The organism is Devosia neptuniae (genome assembly GCF_025452235.1).
Taxonomy (GTDB): domain Bacteria; phylum Pseudomonadota; class Alphaproteobacteria; order Rhizobiales; family Devosiaceae; genus Devosia.
Genome location: NZ_CP104965.1, coordinates 3,659,874 through 3,679,650, shown reverse-complemented (window position 1 = coordinate 3,679,650; position 19,777 = coordinate 3,659,874). Strand labels below are relative to the sequence as shown.

At 62.9% G+C, this 19,777-nt stretch carries 21 protein-coding genes; 8 read left to right on the top strand and 13 right to left on the bottom strand.

Annotated elements, in window-relative coordinates; all coding sequences use genetic code 11:
- Position 1: 1 nt before the first annotated feature.
- Positions 2–1,387 (bottom strand): methylenetetrahydrofolate--tRNA-(uracil(54)-C(5))-methyltransferase (FADH(2)-oxidizing) TrmFO, encoded by a 1,386-nt coding sequence (gene trmFO, locus N8A98_RS20835; RefSeq protein WP_262168211.1) that lies wholly within the window; start codon positions 1,385–1,387, stop codon positions 2–4.
- Positions 1,388–1,479: 92 nt separating this feature from the next.
- On the opposite strand from trmFO, the gene N8A98_RS20830 reads away from it, so the two are divergent.
- Positions 1,480–2,133, top strand: a complete 654-nt coding sequence (locus tag N8A98_RS20830) for a glutathione S-transferase family protein (RefSeq protein ID WP_262168209.1) — start codon at positions 1,480–1,482, stop codon at positions 2,131–2,133.
- An 84-nt stretch (positions 2,134–2,217) separates the two neighbouring features.
- On the opposite strand, the gene N8A98_RS20825 is transcribed toward N8A98_RS20830, so the two are convergent.
- The 4 genes from N8A98_RS20825 to N8A98_RS20810 all read right to left on the bottom strand — a co-directional run bounded on the left by N8A98_RS20825 (position 2,218) and on the right by N8A98_RS20810 (position 6,760).
- Positions 2,218–2,367 carry a DUF1127 domain-containing protein gene (locus N8A98_RS20825; RefSeq protein ID WP_081917282.1) on the bottom strand — a complete coding sequence of 50 codons (150 nt, stop codon included), beginning with the start codon at positions 2,365–2,367 and terminating at the stop codon, positions 2,218–2,220.
- Between the two features lie 198 nt (positions 2,368–2,565).
- Positions 2,566–2,718 (bottom strand): hypothetical protein, encoded by a 153-nt coding sequence (locus N8A98_RS20820; protein ID WP_162740095.1) that lies wholly within the window; start codon positions 2,716–2,718, stop codon positions 2,566–2,568.
- A gap of 278 nt (positions 2,719–2,996) precedes the next feature.
- Complete coding sequence (gene uvrA, locus N8A98_RS20815) at positions 2,997–5,888, bottom strand: excinuclease ABC subunit UvrA (protein WP_262172092.1); 2,892 nt, start codon at positions 5,886–5,888, stop codon at positions 2,997–2,999.
- Positions 5,889–6,115: 227 nt separating this feature from the next.
- The gene (locus N8A98_RS20810; RefSeq protein WP_262168207.1) at positions 6,116–6,760 is read right to left on the bottom strand and encodes a LysE family translocator; all 645 of its coding nucleotides are present in this window, start codon (positions 6,758–6,760) and stop codon (positions 6,116–6,118) included.
- Between the two features lie 179 nt (positions 6,761–6,939).
- Here N8A98_RS20810 and N8A98_RS20805 point away from each other — a divergent pair, with 179 nt between their 5' ends.
- Entirely contained in the window at positions 6,940–7,185 is a 246-nt protein-coding gene (locus N8A98_RS20805) for a hypothetical protein (protein WP_262168205.1), read from the top strand.
- A gap of 263 nt (positions 7,186–7,448) precedes the next feature.
- Positions 7,449–7,970, top strand: a complete 522-nt coding sequence (ssb, locus tag N8A98_RS20800; protein WP_262168203.1) for a single-stranded DNA-binding protein — start codon at positions 7,449–7,451, stop codon at positions 7,968–7,970.
- 359 nt (positions 7,971–8,329) lie between these two features.
- Here the strand turns inward: ssb and N8A98_RS20795 are convergent, their stop codons facing one another.
- From N8A98_RS20795 to N8A98_RS20785, 3 genes are all read right to left on the bottom strand, one after another.
- Positions 8,330–9,721, bottom strand: a complete 1,392-nt coding sequence (locus N8A98_RS20795) for a diguanylate cyclase domain-containing protein (RefSeq protein WP_262168202.1) — start codon at positions 9,719–9,721, stop codon at positions 8,330–8,332.
- 100 nt (positions 9,722–9,821) lie between these two features.
- The gene (locus tag N8A98_RS20790; protein WP_262168201.1) at positions 9,822–10,343 is read right to left on the bottom strand and encodes a hypothetical protein; all 522 of its coding nucleotides are present in this window, start codon (positions 10,341–10,343) and stop codon (positions 9,822–9,824) included.
- An 80-nt stretch (positions 10,344–10,423) separates the two neighbouring features.
- Positions 10,424–12,805 (bottom strand): efflux RND transporter permease subunit, encoded by a 2,382-nt coding sequence (locus tag N8A98_RS20785; RefSeq protein ID WP_262168200.1) that lies wholly within the window; start codon positions 12,803–12,805, stop codon positions 10,424–10,426.
- A 326-nt stretch (positions 12,806–13,131) separates the two neighbouring features.
- Between N8A98_RS20785 and N8A98_RS20780 the strand changes: the two genes are divergently transcribed.
- Complete coding sequence (locus N8A98_RS20780; RefSeq protein ID WP_262168199.1) at positions 13,132–13,335, top strand: hypothetical protein; 204 nt, start codon at positions 13,132–13,134, stop codon at positions 13,333–13,335.
- Positions 13,336–13,675: 340 nt separating this feature from the next.
- On the opposite strand, the gene N8A98_RS20775 is transcribed toward N8A98_RS20780, so the two are convergent.
- Positions 13,676–14,557 carry an SDR family oxidoreductase gene (locus N8A98_RS20775; RefSeq protein ID WP_262168197.1) on the bottom strand — a complete coding sequence of 294 codons (882 nt, stop codon included), beginning with the start codon at positions 14,555–14,557 and terminating at the stop codon, positions 13,676–13,678.
- Between the two features lie 112 nt (positions 14,558–14,669).
- Here N8A98_RS20775 and N8A98_RS20770 point away from each other — a divergent pair, with 112 nt between their 5' ends.
- Both N8A98_RS20770 and N8A98_RS20765 read left to right on the top strand, forming a co-directional pair.
- Positions 14,670–15,107 (top strand): winged helix-turn-helix transcriptional regulator, encoded by a 438-nt coding sequence (locus N8A98_RS20770; protein WP_262168196.1) that lies wholly within the window; start codon positions 14,670–14,672, stop codon positions 15,105–15,107.
- A 105-nt stretch (positions 15,108–15,212) separates the two neighbouring features.
- Positions 15,213–15,596: a VOC family protein gene (locus N8A98_RS20765; protein ID WP_262168194.1), complete on the top strand. Its 384-nt coding sequence runs from the start codon at positions 15,213–15,215 to the stop codon at positions 15,594–15,596.
- A 6-nt stretch (positions 15,597–15,602) separates the two neighbouring features.
- Here the strand turns inward: N8A98_RS20765 and N8A98_RS20760 are convergent, their stop codons facing one another.
- The gene (locus N8A98_RS20760; protein ID WP_262168192.1) at positions 15,603–15,893 is read right to left on the bottom strand and encodes a hypothetical protein; all 291 of its coding nucleotides are present in this window, start codon (positions 15,891–15,893) and stop codon (positions 15,603–15,605) included.
- Positions 15,894–15,934: 41 nt separating this feature from the next.
- Entirely contained in the window at positions 15,935–16,927 is a 993-nt protein-coding gene (locus tag N8A98_RS20755; RefSeq protein ID WP_262168191.1) for a S66 family peptidase, read from the bottom strand.
- 191 nt (positions 16,928–17,118) lie between these two features.
- Between N8A98_RS20755 and N8A98_RS20750 the strand changes: the two genes are divergently transcribed.
- Both N8A98_RS20750 and N8A98_RS20745 read left to right on the top strand, forming a co-directional pair.
- Positions 17,119–17,721, top strand: a complete 603-nt coding sequence (locus tag N8A98_RS20750; RefSeq protein WP_262168189.1) for a winged helix-turn-helix domain-containing protein — start codon at positions 17,119–17,121, stop codon at positions 17,719–17,721.
- Positions 17,718–18,965 (top strand): MFS transporter, encoded by a 1,248-nt coding sequence (locus N8A98_RS20745; protein ID WP_262168188.1) that lies wholly within the window; start codon positions 17,718–17,720, stop codon positions 18,963–18,965. Before N8A98_RS20750 ends, N8A98_RS20745 begins: the two co-directional genes overlap by 4 nt.
- Here the strand turns inward: N8A98_RS20745 and N8A98_RS20740 are convergent.
- Both N8A98_RS20740 and N8A98_RS20735 read right to left on the bottom strand, forming a co-directional pair.
- The gene (locus N8A98_RS20740; RefSeq protein ID WP_262168186.1) at positions 18,949–19,425 is read right to left on the bottom strand and encodes an SRPBCC family protein; all 477 of its coding nucleotides are present in this window, start codon (positions 19,423–19,425) and stop codon (positions 18,949–18,951) included. The two genes, N8A98_RS20745 and N8A98_RS20740, sit on opposite strands and share 17 nt — an antisense overlap.
- Positions 19,422–19,760, bottom strand: a complete 339-nt coding sequence (locus tag N8A98_RS20735; protein WP_262168185.1) for an ArsR/SmtB family transcription factor — start codon at positions 19,758–19,760, stop codon at positions 19,422–19,424. Before N8A98_RS20735 ends, N8A98_RS20740 begins: the two co-directional genes overlap by 4 nt.
- Between the last annotated feature and the right edge of the window lie 17 nt (positions 19,761–19,777).

Here is a 19,777-nt window from a genome sequence, read left to right as displayed (position 1 = left end):
CTTACGCCCAGCCCTTCAAATCTTCCAGCGCCCGCGCGGTAATTGCCTTGCGCTTGGCAATCGTCCGGTCATTGCCGCGCCAACGTCCAGCACCTTCTGGCTTGGTCACCGTCACCTCGGGAAATAGCCCGAAATTGACATTCATCGGCTGGAAGCTGCGTGCCCCGCTATAGCCTTCCGCCTCGATATGCCCGCCGGTAATATGCGCCACCAATGCGCCAAGCGCCGTCGTCAGCGGCGGCGTCGCCAGGCTCTCGCCCCGGCTTTCCGCCGCAGCCAGCCGTCCGGTGATCAGGCCCACCGCCGCGCTTTCCACATAGCCCTCGACGCCCGTGACCTGTCCGGCAAAGCGAATGCGCGGATCGGCCTTGAGTTTTAGGTCAGGCCCCAACACTTTGGGAGAATTGAGGAATGTATTGCGATGCAACCCGCCCAGCCGGGCAAATTGCGCATTCTCCAGCCCCGGGATCATGCGGAAAATCTCAGCCTGGATGCCGTAGCGCATCTTGGTCTGGAACCCGACCATGTTCCACAGCGTGCCCAGCGCGTTGTCCTGCCGCAGCTGCACAATGGCATAGCTCTTGACCAGGGGATCGCGCGGATTGGTCAGCCCCACCGGCTTCATCGGCCCATGCCGCAGCGTTTCGACGCCGCGCTCGGCCATGACTTCAATGGGCAGGCAGCCGTCGAAATACGGCACCTTTTCCCAATCCTTGAACTCATGCAGCGGCGCCACTTTCAGCGCTTCGACAAAGGCGTAATACTGGTCCTTGTTCATCGGACAGTTCAGGTAATCGGCCCCCGTGCCGCCTGGACCCGCCTTGTCATAGCGCGACTGCGCCCAGACAATGTCCATATTGATGCTGTCTTTGTGGACGATCGGGGCGATGGCGTCGAAGAAGGCCAAAGCATCCTCGCCCGTCTTGGCCAGGATCGCATCGGCCAGGGCTGGCGAGGTCAGCGGCCCGCTGGCGATGATGACATTCTTCCAGTCCTCCGGCGGCCAGCCGGCAATCTCTTCGCGAACCACCGTGATATTGGCGTGGTTGTGAATGGCGCGGGTGACTTCGTCGGAAAAGCCATGTCGGTCGACGGCCAGTGCGCCGCCGGCCGGTAGCTTGTGCAAGTCGGCCGCGCGCATGATCAGCGAGCCGCGGCGTCGCATTTCCTCGTGCAACAGGCCAACAGCATTTTGCTCGTGGTCGTCGGAGCGGAAGCTATTGGAGCAGACGAGCTCGGCAAAGCTATCGGTGCTATGCGCATCGGTGCTGCGTACGCCGCGCATTTCGTGGACGATAACCGTGGCGCCGGCTTCAGCAGCCTGCCACGCGGCCTCGGACCCGGCGAGACCCCCGCCGATAATATGAATTGGTTCTGATGTGGACATGGTCGGCAGATACCAAGCCTGACGGGAGCGCGCAACTGCTGCTTGCGCAATAGGCCGCAAACTCTACCTTTGGCTCGGCTTGGGAGGAAAAGATGAGTCCAAACCTGACCCTGTGGGGCCGCAAGAATTCGTGCAATGTCCAGAAAACGCTCTGGACCATCGAAGAGCTTGGACTGCCCTATCGTCATGAGCCCGTCGGCGGCTCCTTTGGTGGCCTCGACACGCCGGCCTATCGCGCGCTCAATCCCAATGGCGTCGTCCCCACTTTGCAGGATGGCGACCTGACGGTCTGGGAGAGCCATGCAACGGTGCGATACCTCGCCGCCGCCTATGGCGGGGATACGCTGTGGCGCGCCGATCCCCGTCAACGCGCCATTGTCGATCAATGGGCCGACTGGACCGCGACGACCTTCCAGCCTGCATGGATCAACCTGTTCTGGCTATTGGTGCGTACGCCCAAGGCGCAGCACGATGCTACGGCCATAGCGGCAGCACATGCCCGTACGCTGACGCCCTTGCGGACATTGGATGCCAATCTGGCGCGGCATCCCTATGTCGCGGGGGAGGAACTGAGCTACGCCGATATCGTGGCGGGCGTGTCGCTCTATCGCTGGTTCACCATGGATATCGAGCGTCCCGCCACGCCTAATGTCGAGGCGTGGTATCAGTTGCTCCAGCAACGGCGGGCGTTTCGCGATGTGGTGATGGTGGATTATGCCGAGCTGGTCGGCAGGTTAGCGTTCTGATCGGCGGCAGAAAGCAAAACACCCGCGTCTCAGAGAGAAGCGGGTGTTCGATTTGCTATGTCTGAAAGTTCAGTGCGGCAAATCTTAGAGCGAGCTGGCATGGTCACGAGCAATCCGATTGATGTCGGTGCGCGAAATACCAAGGTCGTTCAGCTGACGATTGTCGAGAGCGGCAAGCTCACGGACGGTCTGCTGATAGGCGGCCCACTTCTTGAAAGTCTTACGGATGTCCATTTGGTAGTCTCCTTTGTTTACGAGCTTATATTTAGGGCAGGACTTGCAAGATGAGCAGTGGGAGATTGGTCAAACGAGCTATGCATTCTGCGCGGGGCATTAACCGGGCTCGTTCATTTCCGGTTAAGCGCTGCGGCGGGCATATGGCTAGCCAGCGGCGAACCAGCGGCCGCCTCTTCTGCCATCTGTAGCGCTTGCTCAGCGGTCGAACAGCGCCTTGGTCATCTGGGTGAAGTCGGGGGCGCAAATCCCCAGTAGCCCTGCGTCTCGCGCAGATGGCACATCCGTTTCACGCAATGTCTGCTTGATATCGACCAGGCGCTTCTTGCGCCACACGGCTCGGATAAACATCGGTCAGCTCCTTCATGGAGGTCTGCGACAAACCGGAACATGATCCTGTTCGTTGGCAAAGGCCATGGCGCAAACTACAGACGCATCATGCAGTCGGCGCATGGCCTGATCCGCGCTTCGTCATAATAGTGTTAGACTTAGGTCTGATGCGCAGAAATTGGCGCTTGATGACATGCAGCGGGAATTGGTTAGCGGACTGCTAGCGTTGAGGACGGATAATGCTGACGCCGAGATGAGGATGGCGCACGGAGCGGCCATCCTCATCCTTGAGGCCAAAATTATTCCGCCGCCTGGCTCGTGCGCATGGGCCGCCGCGCCATGATTTCCTTGAGGAAGGTGCCGGTATGCGAGCGCGGATTGGCGGCTATATCCTCAGGCGTGCCGACGCCGACGATCTCGCCGCCGCCATCGCCGCCCTCGGGGCCCAGATCGATGACCCAGTCGGCGGTCTTGATGACTTCGAGATTATGCTCGATGACGATCACCGTATTGCCGCCATCGACCAGCTCGTGCAGCACTTCGAGGAGCTTGGCCACGTCGTGGAAATGCAGACCCGTGGTGGGCTCGTCCAGCATGTACAGCGTGCGGCCGGTGGCGCGCTTGGAGAGTTCCTTGGAGAGCTTGACGCGCTGCGCCTCGCCGCCTGACAGAGTCGTGGCGGGCTGGCCGACCTTCACATAGCCCAGGCCGACGCGCTGGAGGGTGGCGAACTTGTCGCGGATGATCGGCACGGCCGAGAAGAAATCGACGCCTTCGTCGATGGTCATGTCCAGGATGTCGGAGATCGACTTGCCCTTGAACTGCACTTCGAGCGTTTCGCGATTGTAGCGCTTGCCCTTGCACACATCGCAGGTGACGTAGACGTCGGGGAGGAAGTGCATCTCGATCTTGAGCACACCATCGCCTTCGCACTTCTCGCAGCGCCCGCCCTTGACGTTGAAGCTGAACCGCCCCGGCCCATAGCCGCGCGCCTTGCTCTCCGGCAGGCCGGCAAACCATTCGCGCAGCGGCGTGAAGGCGCCAGTATAGGTGGCCGGATTGGAGCGCGGCGTGCGCCCGATCGGGCTCTGGTCGATATCGATGACCTTGTCGAGGAATTCGAGTCCCGTCAGGCTGTCATGCGGGGCAGGGACCACGCGGGCGCCGTTCAAGCGCCGCGCAATGGCCTGGTACATGGTGTCGATCATCAGCGTCGACTTGCCGCCACCGGACACGCCGGTGATGGCGACGAACATGCCCAGCGGCACATCCACCGACACGTTCTTCAGATTATTGCCCGTTGCGCCTTTGACGCTGAGCGCCTTGCCCTTCTTGGCCACGCGCCGTTCGGCCGGCAGGGGAATGCCCATGCGGCCGGAGAGATATTTGCCGGTCAGGGAATCGGGGTGATTGAGAATGTCCTGCGGCGTGCCTTCGGCCACGATATGGCCGCCATGCACACCCGCGCCCGGCCCGATATCGAGTACGTAATCGGCGGTGAGGATCGCGTCCTCGTCATGCTCGACGACGATGACCGTGTTGCCCAGGTCGCGCAGCCGGCGCAACGTATCGAGCAGGCGGGCATTGTCGCGTTGATGGAGGCCAATGCTCGGCTCGTCGAGCACATAAAGTACGCCGGTCAGGCCCGAGCCAATCTGGCTGGCGAGGCGAATGCGCTGGCTTTCCCCGCCGGACAGCGTGCCGGAATTGCGCGACATGGAGAGATATTCCAGCCCCACATCGTTGAGGAAGTTCAGCCGCTCGGTGATTTCCTTGAGGATGCGTTCGCCAATCTGCTTCTGATTGGGCGTGAAGCGCTCGGGCAGGGCGGCGAACCAGTTCGAGACATTGCGGATCGACTGCTCGGTGACCTGCCCGATATGCAGGCCATCGATCTTGACGGCCAGCGCCTCGGGCTTGAGGCGATAGCCGCCACATGCCACGCAGGGCTTGGCCGACATGTATTTCTCGATTTCCTCGCGCATGCCGGCGCTTTCGGTTTCCTTATACCGGCGCTCGAGATTGCCGATCACCCCTTCAAAGGGCTTGGTCGTCTTGTATTGGCGTAGGCCATCGTCATAGACGAAATTGATCGGCGTCTTGTCCGTGCCATAGAGCACGGCGTGCTGCACTTCAAAGGGCAGGTCCGACCAGGCCGTGCCGGTCGAGGCGCCGAAATGCTTCACCACGGCCGAGAGGGTCTGCAGGTAATAAGGCGCACTGGTCTTGGACCAGGGCAGAATAGCCCCGTCCTTGAGCGACATGGTCGCATCCGGCACGATCTGGTCGGGGTCGATCTTCTGCTCGGTGCCCAGGCCATCGCAAACCGGGCAGGCGCCAAATGGGTTGTTGAACGAGAACAGGCGCGGCTCGATTTCGGCAATGGTGAAGCCGGAAACGGGGCAGGCGAATTTTTCCGAGAAGGTGGTCTGGCGCGGCGTGCCATCCTCGTTTTTCTCGTCGGCATATTCGATCAGCGCGATGCCATCGGCCAGCTTCAGCGCCGTCTCGAAGCTTTCGGCCAGGCGGCCGGCAATATCGGGGCCGACCACAACGCGGTCCACCACCACTTCGATATCGTGCTTGAACTTCTTGTCGAGCGCCGGCGCATCCTCGATCTCGTGATATTCGCCGTCGATCTTGACGCGCTGGAAGCCCTTGCGCAGCAGATCGGCCAATTCTTTCTTGTATTCGCCCTTGCGGCCGCGCGCGATCGGCGCCAGCAGGAACAGCCGCGTGCCCTCGGGCAGTTCCAGCGTGCGATCCACCATCTGGCTGACGGTCTGGCTTTCGATGGGGAGGCCCGTAGCCGGCGAATAAGGAATGCCGACGCGCGCATAGAGCAGGCGCAGATAATCATAGATCTCGGTGACGGTGCCAACCGTAGAGCGCGGGTTACGCGAGGTGGTTTTCTGCTCGATGGAAATCGCCGGCGACAGGCCCTCGATATGCTCGACATCGGGCTTCTGCATCATTTCGAGGAATTGCCGCGCATAGGCGCTCAGCGACTCCACATAGCGACGCTGCCCTTCGGCATAGATGGTGTCAAAGGCCAGCGAGGACTTGCCGGAGCCGGACAGCCCCGTCATCACGATCAGGCTGTCGCGCGGCAAGCGGACGTCGATGCCCTTGAGATTGTGCTCGCGGGCGCCGCGCACGACGATCTCTCGGTTCTGGCTGGGCTTTTGCATCATTGTCGGACGTCCATGGCTGGCTGCGCCGTGTGGGCACAGGGCGGCAAATTAAATTCGCATCGTTGGGCTGGCAGCTTGCAGAGATAGGAGCCAGCCGCCTTGGCCGCAAGCGGCCATCTTACCGGGCGTTTGAGCGCCGGCGTCACCTTATCGTGTCAGGGCAGGCTTGCGCAAAACGCCTTTCCTTATCGCACAAGAACGTAAAAGGAACAAACTGGATTCGGTCAAGTCCCGACATGGCCGAACACGTCATGCCAGACGGCGAACGCCGCCGCCAGGATGAACAACACGCCAGCGCCCCGGCCGATCCATTGGGTAACCTGCGGGTTGCCGATCAGCGCGTCGCGACCCTTGGCCGCGGCCAGCGCCAGGCCGCCATAGATGAGCATCTGCATCAGCACCGTCATCACGCCCATCACCAGCGCCTGCCGCCAGAGCGGGCCGAATTGCGGCCGGATGAATTGCGGAAACACCGCCACCACGAACATATAGGCCTTGGGATTGAGCAGGCAGGTGATCAATCCCTGCCGGAACGCCACCCAGCTCGAGCGGCTCGGCGCCTTGCCGATATGATCGACCGTGATGGAGCTGCGCACCAGCGTATAGCCGATCCAGGCCATATAGGCTGCGCCGATCAGGATCATTGCCCGGAACACTTCGGCCGGCAACTGCGTCAGCACGCCGACCGCCAACGCGCCAAACAGCGTATGCACCGCGCCGCCCAGCATGATCCCGGCCGTCGCCATGAGGCCCGCCCGCCGGCCGCCGGTCAGCGCATTGGCCAGCACGAAGAACATATCCATGCCGGGCACGATGATGATGCCGAACAGCAGGATAAAGTAGAGCCAGAGCGCCTGGGCGTAGTCCAATCATGGTCTCGCGTGGGGTGAGGAAAGTCCGTGCTGGCTTGGCCGAGCCCTGCTGACAAACTGTGTCAGCAGTGGTCTTGACGGCCGTGTTTCAGTTTGAAATTGGTCAATTTTCAACGTTCGGAATACAAGCGGATTCGCTTGTATGCTGAGTGATACGCACAGGGAGTACGGTGAATATGGATGCTAGTGAGTGGCTTGAAGAGTGGGTCAGCAATAATCTTAACACGCCGCTTTATCACGAGCACAAATCGGCAATGGCCCAAGAAGCGGAGATGTGTCGAGCACAAGCTGATGTCGATGGCATAAGCTCGCAGGCGCTGAACGATGCGGCAGGCGGAGACCTACTGCAGTTTTTGTTCGACCGCCAAATTGCCCTTACTGACTCCGAGGTCCGACGCCAGGTCGAGAAAGAGGGCAATTAAGCCCTATATAGTGCTAGCGGGTACCCGCTAGCACTAAAGCCTTCTATCCCACGCCCACTAGCTTGACTCAAAGCTACGAATGGAACATATAGGGAACAAATGGCGAATTTGGCATCACTCTGTTCAAAACGCCAAGTTTGGCGCGCGGGGCGAAGCAGAGCGGAGTAAGGTCTGGCGATCACGGGGCTTGTCGCCCCGGCAACGAGATATGTGAGCGTCCTGGCGGCACAGCGGCCCGGGACTGAATTGAAAGGATTTTTGCTATGGCAGGCAGCGTCAACAAGGTGATCCTCGTCGGCAATCTGGGTGCCGATCCCGAAGTGCGCAATCTGCCGAGCGGCGGCAAGGTGGTGAACCTATCCATCGCCACCTCGGAGCGCTGGAAGGATCGCACCAGCGGCGAGCAGCGCGAAAAGACCGAGTGGCACCGGGTAGTGATCTTCTCGGAAGGCCTCACCCGCGTGGCGGAAAGCTATCTGCGCAAGGGCAGCAAGGTCTATATCGAGGGCCAGTTGCAGACCCGCAAATGGCAGGACCAGTCCGGCCAGGACAAATATTCGACCGAAATCGTGCTGCAGGGCTTCAATTCGAACCTGACCCTGCTTGATGGGCGCGGTGAAGGCGAGAATGCCGGCGGCGGTGGTGGCGATGGCGGTTTCCGCAGCGCCGACAACAATGGCGGCTTCCGCGGTGCCCGTCCTGCGGGTGGCGGCGGCGCCCAGCGCCCGGCCTCCAACGCCCCGGCTTTCGAGCCCGGCGGCATGGATGATGATATCCCGTTCTGAGGCTAGGCGGGCTTGGTAGGAATTGAGAAGGAGGTCACTGCGGTGGCCTCCTTTTTCTTTTGCTCGGGCGTGGCCACATCCGCCGGGTTCAACCCCTTGATGGGGAGGGCAGGGAGGGGTGACGAGAGCCACGATCTCTGGACTTTATCTTCAGAGGGGCCGAACGACGGTCAGGTCTGGGGACGGCATCTCAGTACCCCCACCTAGCCTCCCCCTGATAGGGGAGGGATCTCTCCACTCTTGGGACTGGATCGAGTCACGATCACAAGGCGGTCCCGCCCCCTATCAGGGGGAGGCTAGGTGGGGGTAACGAGAGCCCCAATCTTGGAGAGGAGCGCCCGCTGAGAGGCTAAGCGCCCCTAATTCACCGTATACGGCATGCCGGTATGAAACGTCCGGCTGGTATTCCGTCCGGCGGCCTTGGCGGCGTAAAGCGCGGTGTCGGCGCGCTTGAACAGGTCGGGGGGCGGGGCGCCGTCGGCGCAGGCTATGCCCACCGAGGCGCTGAGCGCCAGGGATTGGCCCAGCCGCATGAAGGGGCGGCTGATTTCCAGCACGATCTGTTCGGCCACTTCATCGATATGGTTTTTGCCAGCCTGCCCGAGCAGCACCGCGAATTCTTCGCCGCCGATGCGGGCGACGAGTTCGGCGCCGGGGCAGGCGTCGCGCAGGCGCGAGGCGGCTTCCTTGAGGCATTCGTCGCCCAAGGCGTGGCCATAGGTGTCGTTGATCTGCTTGAAATTATCGAGATCGACCAGCAGCAGGGCCCCGATGGGGGCGTGGCCGGAACCGCCATCGAGATCGGCCAGCCGCGCCTGGAACTGGCTGCGATTGGCCAGGCCCGTCATCACGTCGAATTCGGCGAGATAGCGTGTCCGGTCGGCGAGCAGCTTTTCCTCGGTAATGTCCTGCTTCATGCCAAAAATCCGCACGGCCACGCCGTTTTCGGCCTCGACCGTGCCGGTCAGCCGCATCCAGCGCCGACGGCCCAGCACCGTGGTGATTTCTGCATCGAGCGCAAAATCGCTGCATTCGGCAATAGCCTTGGCACGGGCGCGTTCCATGGCCTCGCGCGAGGCCGGCGAATAGCAGGCGACGGTCTCTTCGCGGCTCACCTTGGCGCCGCGGGGAAATTCGAACAGGTCGTAGACGCCGTTGCTCCATTGCAGGCTGTTGTCGCTGAGATCGCATTCCCAGATGCCGATGCGGGCGGTCTCGGAGGCGCGGTCCACCAATTGCATCTGGCGCCGTCGTATGGCGAGCAGCTCGGCAACGGTCCGCTCGCGCTCGGCCAATTCCGCCTCGAGCCGGGCAATCGTCGCCTGCGCGCGTTGCAGGGCATCGCCGCCAAACACTTCCTGCGCCAGGGCGGCGAGCTGATCGGCCATGGCCGGGCCGCGCGGGCTGGTGTCGAACAGGCTCAGCAGCAAATGGGGGCTATCCTCGCCCAGCGTCAGCGGAATGCCGGCGTAAAACCGCACAAAGCCCGGGGAGCCTTCGGCGGCAATATCGGGAACGATCAGGGGCGTGGTGCGCAGGCCGGCGCGGCGGTGCAGCCCGGCCAGTTCGCCCTCGATTTCGGCGGAGGCGCCCGCATGCCAGAGCACCTGCATGGTCTCGCCGCCGGCCAGGGCCAGCAGGGCACCGTCAATGCCGAGCAATTGGCGGACCCGCTCAAGCCGTGCCTCTAGCGCCGTGGGGCCGCCATCGCCGGTTGGCGGATTGCCCATAGATGCGGCGGATAATTGCATGGGGCGCACGTGCGCTCGTCCTGGGTGTTCAAGTTCTGTCGAACGCTATCTCACACACGGTTAAGACTTCATGCTTTCAACAGCTTGTGATCGCGGCCGATTACTTGCTGAACGGCACTTCGGCGCGCAGATATTCGCCCGTCGCGATATACATGACCTCGAAATTGACGTCGATGGCGTCGGCATTGAGCGCGATCTGCGCGGTGATGCCGATTTCCTTGCCTTCTTCGTCCTGGTCGCGCTCGCGCAGGTTGAAAATCAACCCGCCGCCGCGCTTGAGGCCAACGGCAATGCCGGAGAACGCGACATTGGAGGTCATGGCCGCCTCATAGCGCTTGCTCGCATCGATATAGGCAATGGTGCCATTCATCGAGAGCTGGCTGCCGGCCACGGTGCAGCGGCCGGTGTAATTGACCTTGTCCTGATTGCCTGGCTTGAGCGAGAGGCGGCACACCACCGTCTCGGAATTGGCGCCCGTGACTGTGCCGCGGCCGCGCCATTCCCCGATATAGGATTTGAGCAGTGCCACATCGGCCGGCGCCGCATAGGCGGGCAGGGCGGGGGCGCCCACAATGAGCAGGCCCAGTGCCAGCGCACGCGACAGAGGTCCAAAAAAGGTCATGCAGCAAGGCTCCAGTCAGAAGGCCGAATCATCGTTTCATTCTTGTAATCGGGCGGCAAATTTGCGCGCAAGACGGGGCACTAAGTCGTGCTTGGATTAGGGCGGATAACTTCGGTGGCCGCATCCCCGCTCGGATCGTCGGGCGTCGGATCATGATCGGCCATGCGCACGCGGATACGGCCCAGCGGCTGGAAGAACTTGCCACCCGCCGCCAGCAGAGCCGGCAGGATGAACAGATCCCCGATCAGCGCAAATCCCAGCGTCGAGACGAACAGCGTGCCGAACAGCGCCACCTGCGGCAGGTCTGAGAACACCACGATCATCACACCGGAACAGAGAATGATGGTGGTGGCGACGATGGCGCCGCCGATCCGCTCCAGCGTGTGTTTGACCGCCTCCAGATGGGAGCGCCCTTCCTCCCGCCGCGCATGCAGATAATGCGATAGGAGATGCACCGTATCGTCCACTGCTATGCCGAAGGCGATGGTGAGCGCGATCACCGTGGTCAATTGCAGCCCGGCCCCGCTGAAATAGAGCCAGGCTTCGGTGCCCAATACGGGGAACAGGTTGGGAATGGCCGACGCCAGCGCCACCCTGAAGGATTGGAAGGCAAAGCCGATCAGCGCCAGATTGACCAACACGCTCAGCGTCAGATCAAGCTGCAATCCGCGCACGATCTGGTCGGTGGCAAAGGTGGTGAGGACGCGAAACCCGCCGATCTCGGCATTCTCGACGCCGGCTGCGGCCAGCTCGTTATCGACATCCTCGACCAATTGCTTGAGTGCGTCGGAATCCACAATCGTCGGCATGAAGCCGGTCACCAGCGCCTGGCTGCCATCGTCGGTGACGAAGCGCCGCCGCATGAACGGCCCCACGGATTCCAGCACGTCCTCGCGGCTGAAGCCGGCATCGGTGTAATTGCTGACGCTGGCCGCCGAGATCACTTTGTTCTGCCCCAGATGCCGCTCGAGAATCTGGTGCGCCGCCTTGATGGTCTCGAAATCCTCCGCGCCCACATTGGGGTCATGCTGCTTGAGCGGCACACGGATATAGATCGGGGCTACTCCGCCCACGCCGCTATCGATCTCTGCGGCGGTGGCCAGGGCGCTTGAATCCCGCGCCACGAAATCCTCGAACGAGAAATGCGGCTGGATCAGCGCATAGGGAATGAACAGCAACAGCGTGACGATAATGGCCGCAATGGCGATCGGCCGGCCGAACCGGCTGGCGAGAAACCAGCTTAGCGGCAGTGGTGCAGTCAGCACCGGGCTGACGCGGCGCGGCGCCTTGAAGCCGATGCGGATCGCGGCCTTCAGCATCAGCGGCATGAAGGTCATGAGGCAGACGAAGAGCAGGAACGAGCCGATGGCCCCGGCAATAGAAAATTCGCGAATACCCTGGCCCGGCGTCAGCGCCAGCGAGGCAAAGCTGACCAGCGTCGTCAGCATGGTCAGCGCCGTCGCTGGCCCGACCAGCTTGACGGTGGCGTCCACGGCCTTGTTGGGCTCCATGCCGTCGCGCCAATAGGCCAGCCAGTTGAAGATGAAGAACATCGATTCCGCGAAGGAAATCACCAGCACCAGGGTCGTGACGATGATGGTGAGGAAGGAGAACGATCCGAAAAACAGGATCACCATCCCCATGGTCCACATCACGGCGAGGAAGGGTGTCGCCGCCACCATCAGCGCCCCGGGCACCGAGCGCAGCGCGAAGAGCGCGATCAACGAGCCCAGCCCGAAGCCCCACAGGGTGAACTTGATCTGGTCTGATACCGCCGCATTGACCATTTCGGTGGTCCAGATCGGCGGCCCGGTCAGTTCCACATTGATATCGCTGCCGGCATAATAGGCGATGGTGTCGCGCACCGACGCGATCAGCGCCTTGTTGCCATGCTCGCGCACCATATCCTGATTGGGGAACAGGATCAGCACCACGCCGGTCAGGTCCGGCGTGATCAGATTGCGCATCATCGGGTCGTTCTGCTGCAGATCGGTCAGCGCCCGCGCGACCTGGGCAATCTCGGTCATGCCCTCGGGCACGGCGGGCACCGAGGTGCCAGCGCCTTCCGGCTTGCGCAGGGTGAAGGGCGACATGGTGCCCACAGCGAACTCGTTGAGCTCGAGGTCGAATGCCAGCTCGCGCACCTGCTCGAGGGTTTCCGGCCGCGTCAGCGTGGGCGAACTGACCAGCACGTAGAGGTCATTCTCGAATGTGCCGAACGTGTCGGACAGGTGCTCATAGGCATCGTAATAATGCCCGGAATGGGCATAGATGCGCAGCAGGTCGCCATCGACCCAGGCACGCGGCACCTGGGTGAAGCAAAGGGCTGTGAAGGCTAGCACCGCCAGCGCCACGGCGCGCGGATAGCGCAGCGTCGTCAGCCCGATATGCTCAAGCCCAAAGCCGATCGAGCGATCGTATACCAACCGCGCCCAAAAGCGCTTGAACCACGAACCAATCAAAGGACCAGACTCCGCAACGAGCACGCCGTTGCGGCAGTCCTACGGGTTTGGCACGGGAGCGTCCAGCGGCGGCGGAAGAGGGGGCGAGGTTGTCACCAGCATGCTGAGACAAGTGGGGCGCCTCTCGACGACGATAGCTTGATGCTGCCATGTTGAACGCGGCCCCGACACCTGCGCCCATGTCTCTCAAACAAGCGGTAAGCCATGCTCGACATCTACCTCGTGCCGTCTTCCTGCACAGCCATGCCCGAGGGCCCGCAGGGCTTGGTCCATGCGGGCTCTATCGACCTCGACGTGCATCGCGCCTTGGCCAGCGTGTTCGACCAATGCAGGCAAGCGGGGGAGGGCTCGGCTATTTCGAGGACACGCTGCTGCGCCCTGACCAGGTCATGACGATGCTGGGTGTGTTCAGCGCGAATGCCGGCACGCTTGGCATTGACGGCGGGCGGGCGGCTGCGTTCAAGACGATGCGGGGGATGCTTGCCCGCGCTGCAGAGCAGGGCGCGGGACTTGCGGCGTTCTGCGACTGATGCCGGAGAAGAGTAGCTCTGGTGGGAGGGTCGTCGCTAAAACCCGAGCCATCCACGATGTCACCCGGCGCAGGCCGGGCCCATCTCGAGATATTACCACTTGCCGCCAGATCGCCTGACGCGAGCCCCTTTTAGTCCACACGCCTTGCGGCTGTAGTCACATCTCAGGATGGGCCCCGGCCTGCGCCGGGGTGACACCGTGGGTGGGGCGCAATCGGGGTGAGAGGCACTGCGACATCCTATGCGTGGTGGCCGAAGAAAGGCCCCCTCATCCGCCCTTCGGGCACCTTCTCCCACGAGGGGAGAAGGGAGGCCCGGTGGTTGGGCCGGGCGGGGATGATTACCCCACCAAAGCTGCGCGATTGGCCTCGAGAAACGCTGTCAGCGTTTCTGGCTTGCGGCCGCTGAACTGTTCGACCGTGTCGGTTACGACGGCATGGTAGCCATCGGCGGCGTCCACGTCGAAAGCCACCATGACATCGGCCATGCCTTCAGGCAGGCCGGCGGCGATCAGGCCGCCGCGCAACTGCTCGCCGCTCAACCCGACGCGGGCCACCGGCTTGCCGCTTGCCTTGGCGAATTCGGCTGCCAGCTCTGCCTGGGTCACGGCAACCGGGCCGGTCACGTCGAAAATGGCCTGGCCTTGCGCCGTCAGCAACGCACCGGCTGCGGTGCGGGCGGCGTCGGCCCGCGTCACATAGGAGCGCCCCCCGCCATTGGTGGCGTCATAAAGCTGGCCCGAGCCGATGGCGGGAGCAGCGCCGCGCAGGCTGATTTCGGCATAGATGTGATTGCGCAGAAAGGTGAAATCGAGCCCGGCAGCGGCAATGGCCACCTCGGTCCAATAGTGCTCGGGCGAAACCCCGGTGCCCGGATTGGGGCGCGGATTGGGTGCGGAAGTATAGACCACGTGCTTGACGCCGGCGGCCTTGGCCGCTTCCACCGCATTCTTGTGCTGCGCCACGCGGTTGCCCACCGCATCGGTGCTGATCAGTAGCACGCGTTCGATCCCGGCAAAGCCGGCGGCAAGGCTGGCCTTGTCATCGAAATCGAGCTGGCGCACTTCAACGCCGCGGGCGACCAGATCGGCCAACTTGGCCGGATCGCGCGTGCCGGCGATGAGCTTGGTAGCGCCGCGCGCCAGCAATTCTTCTACCGCGAGGCGCCCGAATTGCCCCGAGGCGCCGGTTACCAATAGCGTGCTGTTCTTGAAGTCTGCCATGTCTCTCTCCTTGGTCAAAACACCGCTCCCTTGCAGCACAGGCGCTGAGAGAGTAAGTATCGAATAGAGAGTGCTATCTAGTGCGTCTGCTCACGACGCGAAAGGAGGCACTTTGCCGGGACAACGTCACCTCAAGGTAACCACCATGCGCGCCGCACTCGAAGAAGCCACGGTCTTTGTTGAAAAATGGAGCGCCAATGTGGGCCAGCCGGTCGGCAATTGCCCGGTGCGCGGTGTGCTCGACAAGATTTCCGACAAGTGGAGCATGCTGCTGGTGATGACGCTGGCCAGCGGCCCCAAACGCTTCAATCAGCTGCGCCGTGAAATCCCCGATATTTCCCAGAAAATGCTGACCCAGACGCTGCGCGACCTGCAACGCGACGGCATGGTTTCCCGCCAGGTCTTCGACACCAAGCCGCCATCGGTGGAGTATCGGCTGACCGCTTTGGGCGAATCCGTCATCGTTCCCTTCGGTCATTTGATCCGCTGGGCGGACGAGAATTTTGCCGATATCGATCGCTCCCGCACCGAGTTTGACCAGGCTGCGTGATCGCTCAGTTTTTTTTCACGAATAATAGTCGAAGCTATGGGCGCCCACGCGTCGAGGCGGTGAACCGGCCATTTGCCGGCCAGCCAAATCGGAAGGGAATTCCCCATGCGCCTGAATGCAATCGAAGTCGTCACCCTGTTTGTCGAAGATATCGCCGCCGCCAAGGCCTTCTATCAAAAGGTCTTCGCCGCCGAAATTATCGGTGAAGACCCTGTCTCGGCGCTGCTCAGATTCTCCGGGGCCATGCTTAATCTGCTCGCCGCCAGTCAGGCCCCCGAACTGGTCACCCCTTCGCCGGTCGGCGCTGCGACCTCGGGCGCCCGCATGCTGCTCACCGTTCGGGTCGATGACGTCAACGCCACCTATGCCGAGCTGCAAAGCCGCGGTGTGACTTTCCTCAATGGCCCGATGGATCGGCACTGGGGCCGCCGCACGGCCGCCTTTGCGGATCCCTCCGGCCATGTCTGGGAGATTGCGCAGGAGATTTAGCGCAGGCTAAAGCGCCACCCGCGGCGGCCGGACGCGTAACGAAACCGTTGCCGATCTGCGCCGCCGTTCCTCTGCCTTGCAATTGCGAATGATGCCGCGAACCCGCCGGATGACGCCGACGCCGAGCCCCGGCAGCTTCAGCAGCTCGGGGCCCTCCATTTCGTCGATTTCACCCAGCGTCTTGAGGCCCGCCGATTGCAGCATCTTGCCGACGCCATCCAGCGATCGCAGATCGATCACCGCAATGTTCTGCCACTTTTCCGCCCCGCGAAGCCACGCCCGATAAGTATCTGCCATGGCCCTGCATAGTGTAGTGGTTGTGTAATGACCAGTCTGGGCTACACCACGCCGGCCTCCAGAATGCTCATTCGCCCGGTGCCGCAGTCGATCCGCGCCTGCACGCCATAGGGCAGGGTGAGCATGGGCTGGGTATGGCCGAAATCGAGGCCCGACAATACTGGCAGGTCGGTCAGCCCGGCCTCCGCCAGCGCCGCGATGAGTGCCGCCTCCAGCTTTTCGCGATAGGTTGCGTCACCCTCGGGGTCCGGCCGCGCCAGCACGATGCCGTTCAGCACGCCCAAAATGCCCTGTGCCGCATAATTGCGCAGCCAACGGTGAAACAAGCCCGGCGCTGGCGGTTCCTCGGAGGTCTCGATGAAGAGGATCGCGCCGCGCCACGCATCCAGCGAGGGCCACCACGCCGTGCCTTTGACCATTTCCAGCACCTCGGCACATCCGCCCAGCAAATGTCCCTGCGCGATGCCCTTGCCCTGCAGCACGCGCACCGGATCGGCCGGCTGCAACACACGCCGCTGGCCCTGCAGCACAGGATTGCCCCAGTCCAAACGCTCGGCCGTCCAGCCCTCGCTATTCACCGGCACGAGGCCGGGTGGGTCAGTGCTGAACAGCGCCCGCCGCACCCCATCCGCCGTATAGTCATGCATGCCGCCATTTTCGGCAAAGCCGGCCATGATGCTGGGGCCGTAAAACGAGGTCAGCCCCGCAGCAAAGCAGGCCAGGTGCAGGCTCGTCGTGTCGGAAAAGCCCAGAAACACCTTGGGATTGTCACGGATCACCGCCAGATCGAGATAGGGGAGCAGGCGGATGGAATCGTCCCCGCCAATGGTGCAGAAAATGCCCGCAATGGACGGATCGGCAAAGGCCGCCATCAGGTCATCGGCCCGGGCGCGCGGATTGGCCGAAATCCAATCGGCGTCCGCTAAGGTATGCGCCATCTCGACGACGCTCACGCCGAACACGGCCTCAAGCTGCCGCTTGCCGGTTTCGTAGCGCTGCGGAAACGTGCCTGGCCCACCCCATGAGGGCGACACTGTCGCAATCCGGTCTCCGGCCGCAAGGGCCTGCGGCTTTCGCAATGCGTTTGGCATCGTGCTGATATCCCCCACAGTGCCGGTACTATAGCGTTCGATTTTGCTAAGCCGCTACCTTCGGGTGCATTCGCAAACAAATCTTTGCAAAGATATCTTTGCGATGTAATGTGCGGCCTCGAAAGAGGTTCGCCATGCCTGAACGTCAGGTTAGCCAGGTAAGTCCCGATCCCACCGCGCTCAAGGCGCTGGCGCATCCTGTGCGGTTGCGCATGTTGGGGCTGTTGCGGGTCGATGGGCCGGCGACGGCGTCAGGCCTGGCGGCGCGGCTGGGGCTGAATTCGGGCGCGACGAGTTATCATTTGCGGCAGCTGGCGCTGCACGGCTTCATCGAGGAGGCCGTAGGGCAGGGCAACCGGCGCGACCGCTGGTGGCGCGCCCGGCACGAGGTGACGTCCTTTCTGGGCGAGCATGTCGAGGGTGAAGCGCTCGATGCCGGCTTGGCCTTCCAGCAGGCCGCGTTGCATTGGCAAATGGCCCAGATGCAGGCGGCACACGATGGCTATGCCCGCCTGCCGACGGCATGGCGCAAGGCCTCGAGCGTCAGTGACTATACTATCGCCATGACGCCGGAGGCGGCGGCCGCGCTGATCGAGCAGATCCAGGCGCTGATGGCCCAGGCATTGGCGTCGGCGCCTCCACTGGGAACGCCTTTGCCGCCGGACCATCGACCGTTTTCGATTATTCTCAATGCCGCCCCGCTGGCGACAGAGCAAACGGAGCCAGATCAGCCGTGACCATGCCTCGCTCCTTTGTGGCGCTGTCCGTCGCCACCGTGCTGTCCACCTCCGGGACCCGCCTGTCGGCCATCGCCATTCCATGGCTGGTGCTGACCACCACCGGCAGCCCGGTGCTAACCGGGCTGGTCGGCTTTGCCGAAATGCTGCCCTATGTGCTGGCCAAGGCGCTGGGCGGCCCCCTGATCGACAGGCTTGGGGCCAGGCGAGTGGCGGTGTGGTGCGATTGCCTGTCGATGTTCGCCGTCTCGCTGGTGCCGCTCTTTTATTGGGCCGGGCTGCTGTCGATCTGGGTGCTGTTGCCGCTGGTGGCGCTGATCGGGGTGCTGCGGGCGCCATCGGATGCGTCCAAGATGGCATTGGTGCCCGCCGTGGCCGCCATGGGGCAATTGCCGCTGGAGCGGATCACCGGGGTAGTGGGGGCAAGCGATCGGCTGGCCGGCACTTTGGGCGCCGCCGCCGCGGGCGTGCTGATCGGCCTATTGGGATCGGGGCCCGCGCTGCTGGTCAATGCACTGGCTTTCTTGCTTTCGGCGCTGGTGCTGGCAGCGGGGCTGCCGGCTCGCATTGCGGCAGCCGAGCCCAAACCAGTCATTGCCACCAGTTACGGCGCCGAACTGGCCGGTGGCTGGCATGTGCTACGGCGGGACCCGGTGCTGCTCGGCCTGACGATCATGATCGCCTTTACCAACCTGTTCGACCAGGCTTATTCCATAGTGCTCCTGCCGGTCTGGGTGCGCACGGCAGGGCTGGATGTGGCCTGGGTGGGCATTCTGCTCGCGACTTTTTCGGGCTCTGCCATAGTGGGCGCGGCCCTGGCGGCAATCTACGGCCCGCGTCTGCCGCGCCTGCTGCTGTACACTTTAGGCTTCTTCTGCGCGGGTCCCTTGGCCATGGGCATCTATGCGGTCAACTTGCCGCTGCCGGCCATCGTGGCGGTCCTGCTGCTGGGGGGATTGGCCGCCGGCTTCATCAACCCGATCATTTCAGCCATCCTGTTCGAACGCACACCGCCCGCCATGGTGGGACGCGTGGTGGCGCTGGCGGGGGCCTTGAGCTGGGCGCTGATCCCGTTTGGCGGGCTCTATGCGGGCGTGCTGGTCGACAATTGGGGCATCGCCACCGCGCTGGGCGTTACCGCCTTGCTCTATCTGGTGGCCACATCGGCGCCCCTGGCCGTGCCCAGCTTTCGCCAGATGGGGCGCCGACCGGTTGCTGTCCCCGACCTCACGCAACCGGGCTGAAAACCAGGCGATCCACGGTCTGCGTCCAGCCGGCTTCGATGCCCAGTGCAAACCATTCGCGGGCTTTGTCATCGCTGACATGGGCCGGCACTTCCAGGCGGCACACCATTTCCGTGCCGCCCGGCACCGGGTTGAACAGCAAGGTCACGAGGAGCGCATCGTCGAGGCCATGCGCCAGGTCGGGCCATCCCCCGACCGCGCCGAAATTGAACACCAGCTTTCGCGGCGGATCGATCTCGCGGTAAATCCCGCCGGTCATGTAAGACTTGCCGGGTTGCTCGACCATAAGCTGCCGCCAGGCGCCGCCAACGCGCAGATCGACCTCGGGCGGCTGCTCGACCGGCATGCCGGGATTGAAGAACCATGCAAGCTGATCGGGCTCGGTCCACGCCGCGAAGACGTCCTGGGGCGGCACCGGATAGATCCGGGTCAGGGTGAAGCCGCGTTTCTGCGCTGTCATGGCTGTTCTCCTTTGGCTTTGACCATCGCGTCGAGTTGGGCACCCAGCCGATCGAACCGTTCGCCGAAAAAGGCGCGGTATCGCTCTATCCACTGATCGGCTGCTTCCAGCGGCGCGGTGTCGAGCCGGCAGGGGCGGTATTGCGCCGAGCGCTCCTTGACCACGAGCCCGGCTTCCTCAAGCACCTTAAGATGCCGCGAGACGGTGGGCAGGGTGGTGGCGAAGGGCTCGGCCAGTTCGTTGACCGTGGCCGGCCCCTCGGTCAGCCGGGCCAGAATGGCCCGCCGCGTCGGGTCGGCCAGGGCCGCAAAGGTGATGCTGAGGTGATCTTGCATATTTGCTCAAGCCTGTA

Bases quoted from the DNA above. Each gene is read 5' to 3' on its own strand.
- N8A98_RS20735 (WP_262168185.1), bottom strand. From the start codon at position 19,760: ATGCAAGATCACCTCAGCATCACCTTTGCGGCCCTGGCCGACCCGACG.
- N8A98_RS20795 (WP_262168202.1), bottom strand. From the start codon at position 9,721: ATGCAATTATCCGCCGCATCTATGGGCAATCCGCCAACCGGCGATGGC.
- N8A98_RS20830 (WP_262168209.1), top strand. From the start codon at position 1,480: ATGAGTCCAAACCTGACCCTGTGGGGCCGCAAGAATTCGTGCAATGTC.
- ssb (WP_262168203.1), top strand. From the start codon at position 7,449: ATGGCAGGCAGCGTCAACAAGGTGATCCTCGTCGGCAATCTGGGTGCC.
- N8A98_RS20820 (WP_162740095.1), bottom strand. From the start codon at position 2,718: ATGTTTATCCGAGCCGTGTGGCGCAAGAAGCGCCTGGTCGATATCAAG.
- N8A98_RS20790 (WP_262168201.1), bottom strand. From the start codon at position 10,343: ATGACCTTTTTTGGACCTCTGTCGCGTGCGCTGGCACTGGGCCTGCTC.
- N8A98_RS20760 (WP_262168192.1), bottom strand. From the start codon at position 15,893: ATGGCAGATACTTATCGGGCGTGGCTTCGCGGGGCGGAAAAGTGGCAG.
- N8A98_RS20765 (WP_262168194.1), top strand. From the start codon at position 15,213: ATGCGCCTGAATGCAATCGAAGTCGTCACCCTGTTTGTCGAAGATATC.
- N8A98_RS20750 (WP_262168189.1), top strand. From the start codon at position 17,119: ATGCCTGAACGTCAGGTTAGCCAGGTAAGTCCCGATCCCACCGCGCTC.
- N8A98_RS20775 (WP_262168197.1), bottom strand. From the start codon at position 14,557: ATGGCAGACTTCAAGAACAGCACGCTATTGGTAACCGGCGCCTCGGGG.
- N8A98_RS20825 (WP_081917282.1), bottom strand. From the start codon at position 2,367: ATGGACATCCGTAAGACTTTCAAGAAGTGGGCCGCCTATCAGCAGACC.
- N8A98_RS20780 (WP_262168199.1), top strand. From the start codon at position 13,132: ATGCAGGCAAGCGGGGGAGGGCTCGGCTATTTCGAGGACACGCTGCTG.
- N8A98_RS20805 (WP_262168205.1), top strand. From the start codon at position 6,940: ATGGATGCTAGTGAGTGGCTTGAAGAGTGGGTCAGCAATAATCTTAAC.
- uvrA (WP_262172092.1), bottom strand. From the start codon at position 5,888: ATGCAAAAGCCCAGCCAGAACCGAGAGATCGTCGTGCGCGGCGCCCGC.
- N8A98_RS20740 (WP_262168186.1), bottom strand. From the start codon at position 19,425: ATGACAGCGCAGAAACGCGGCTTCACCCTGACCCGGATCTATCCGGTG.
- trmFO (WP_262168211.1), bottom strand. From the start codon at position 1,387: ATGTCCACATCAGAACCAATTCATATTATCGGCGGGGGTCTCGCCGGG.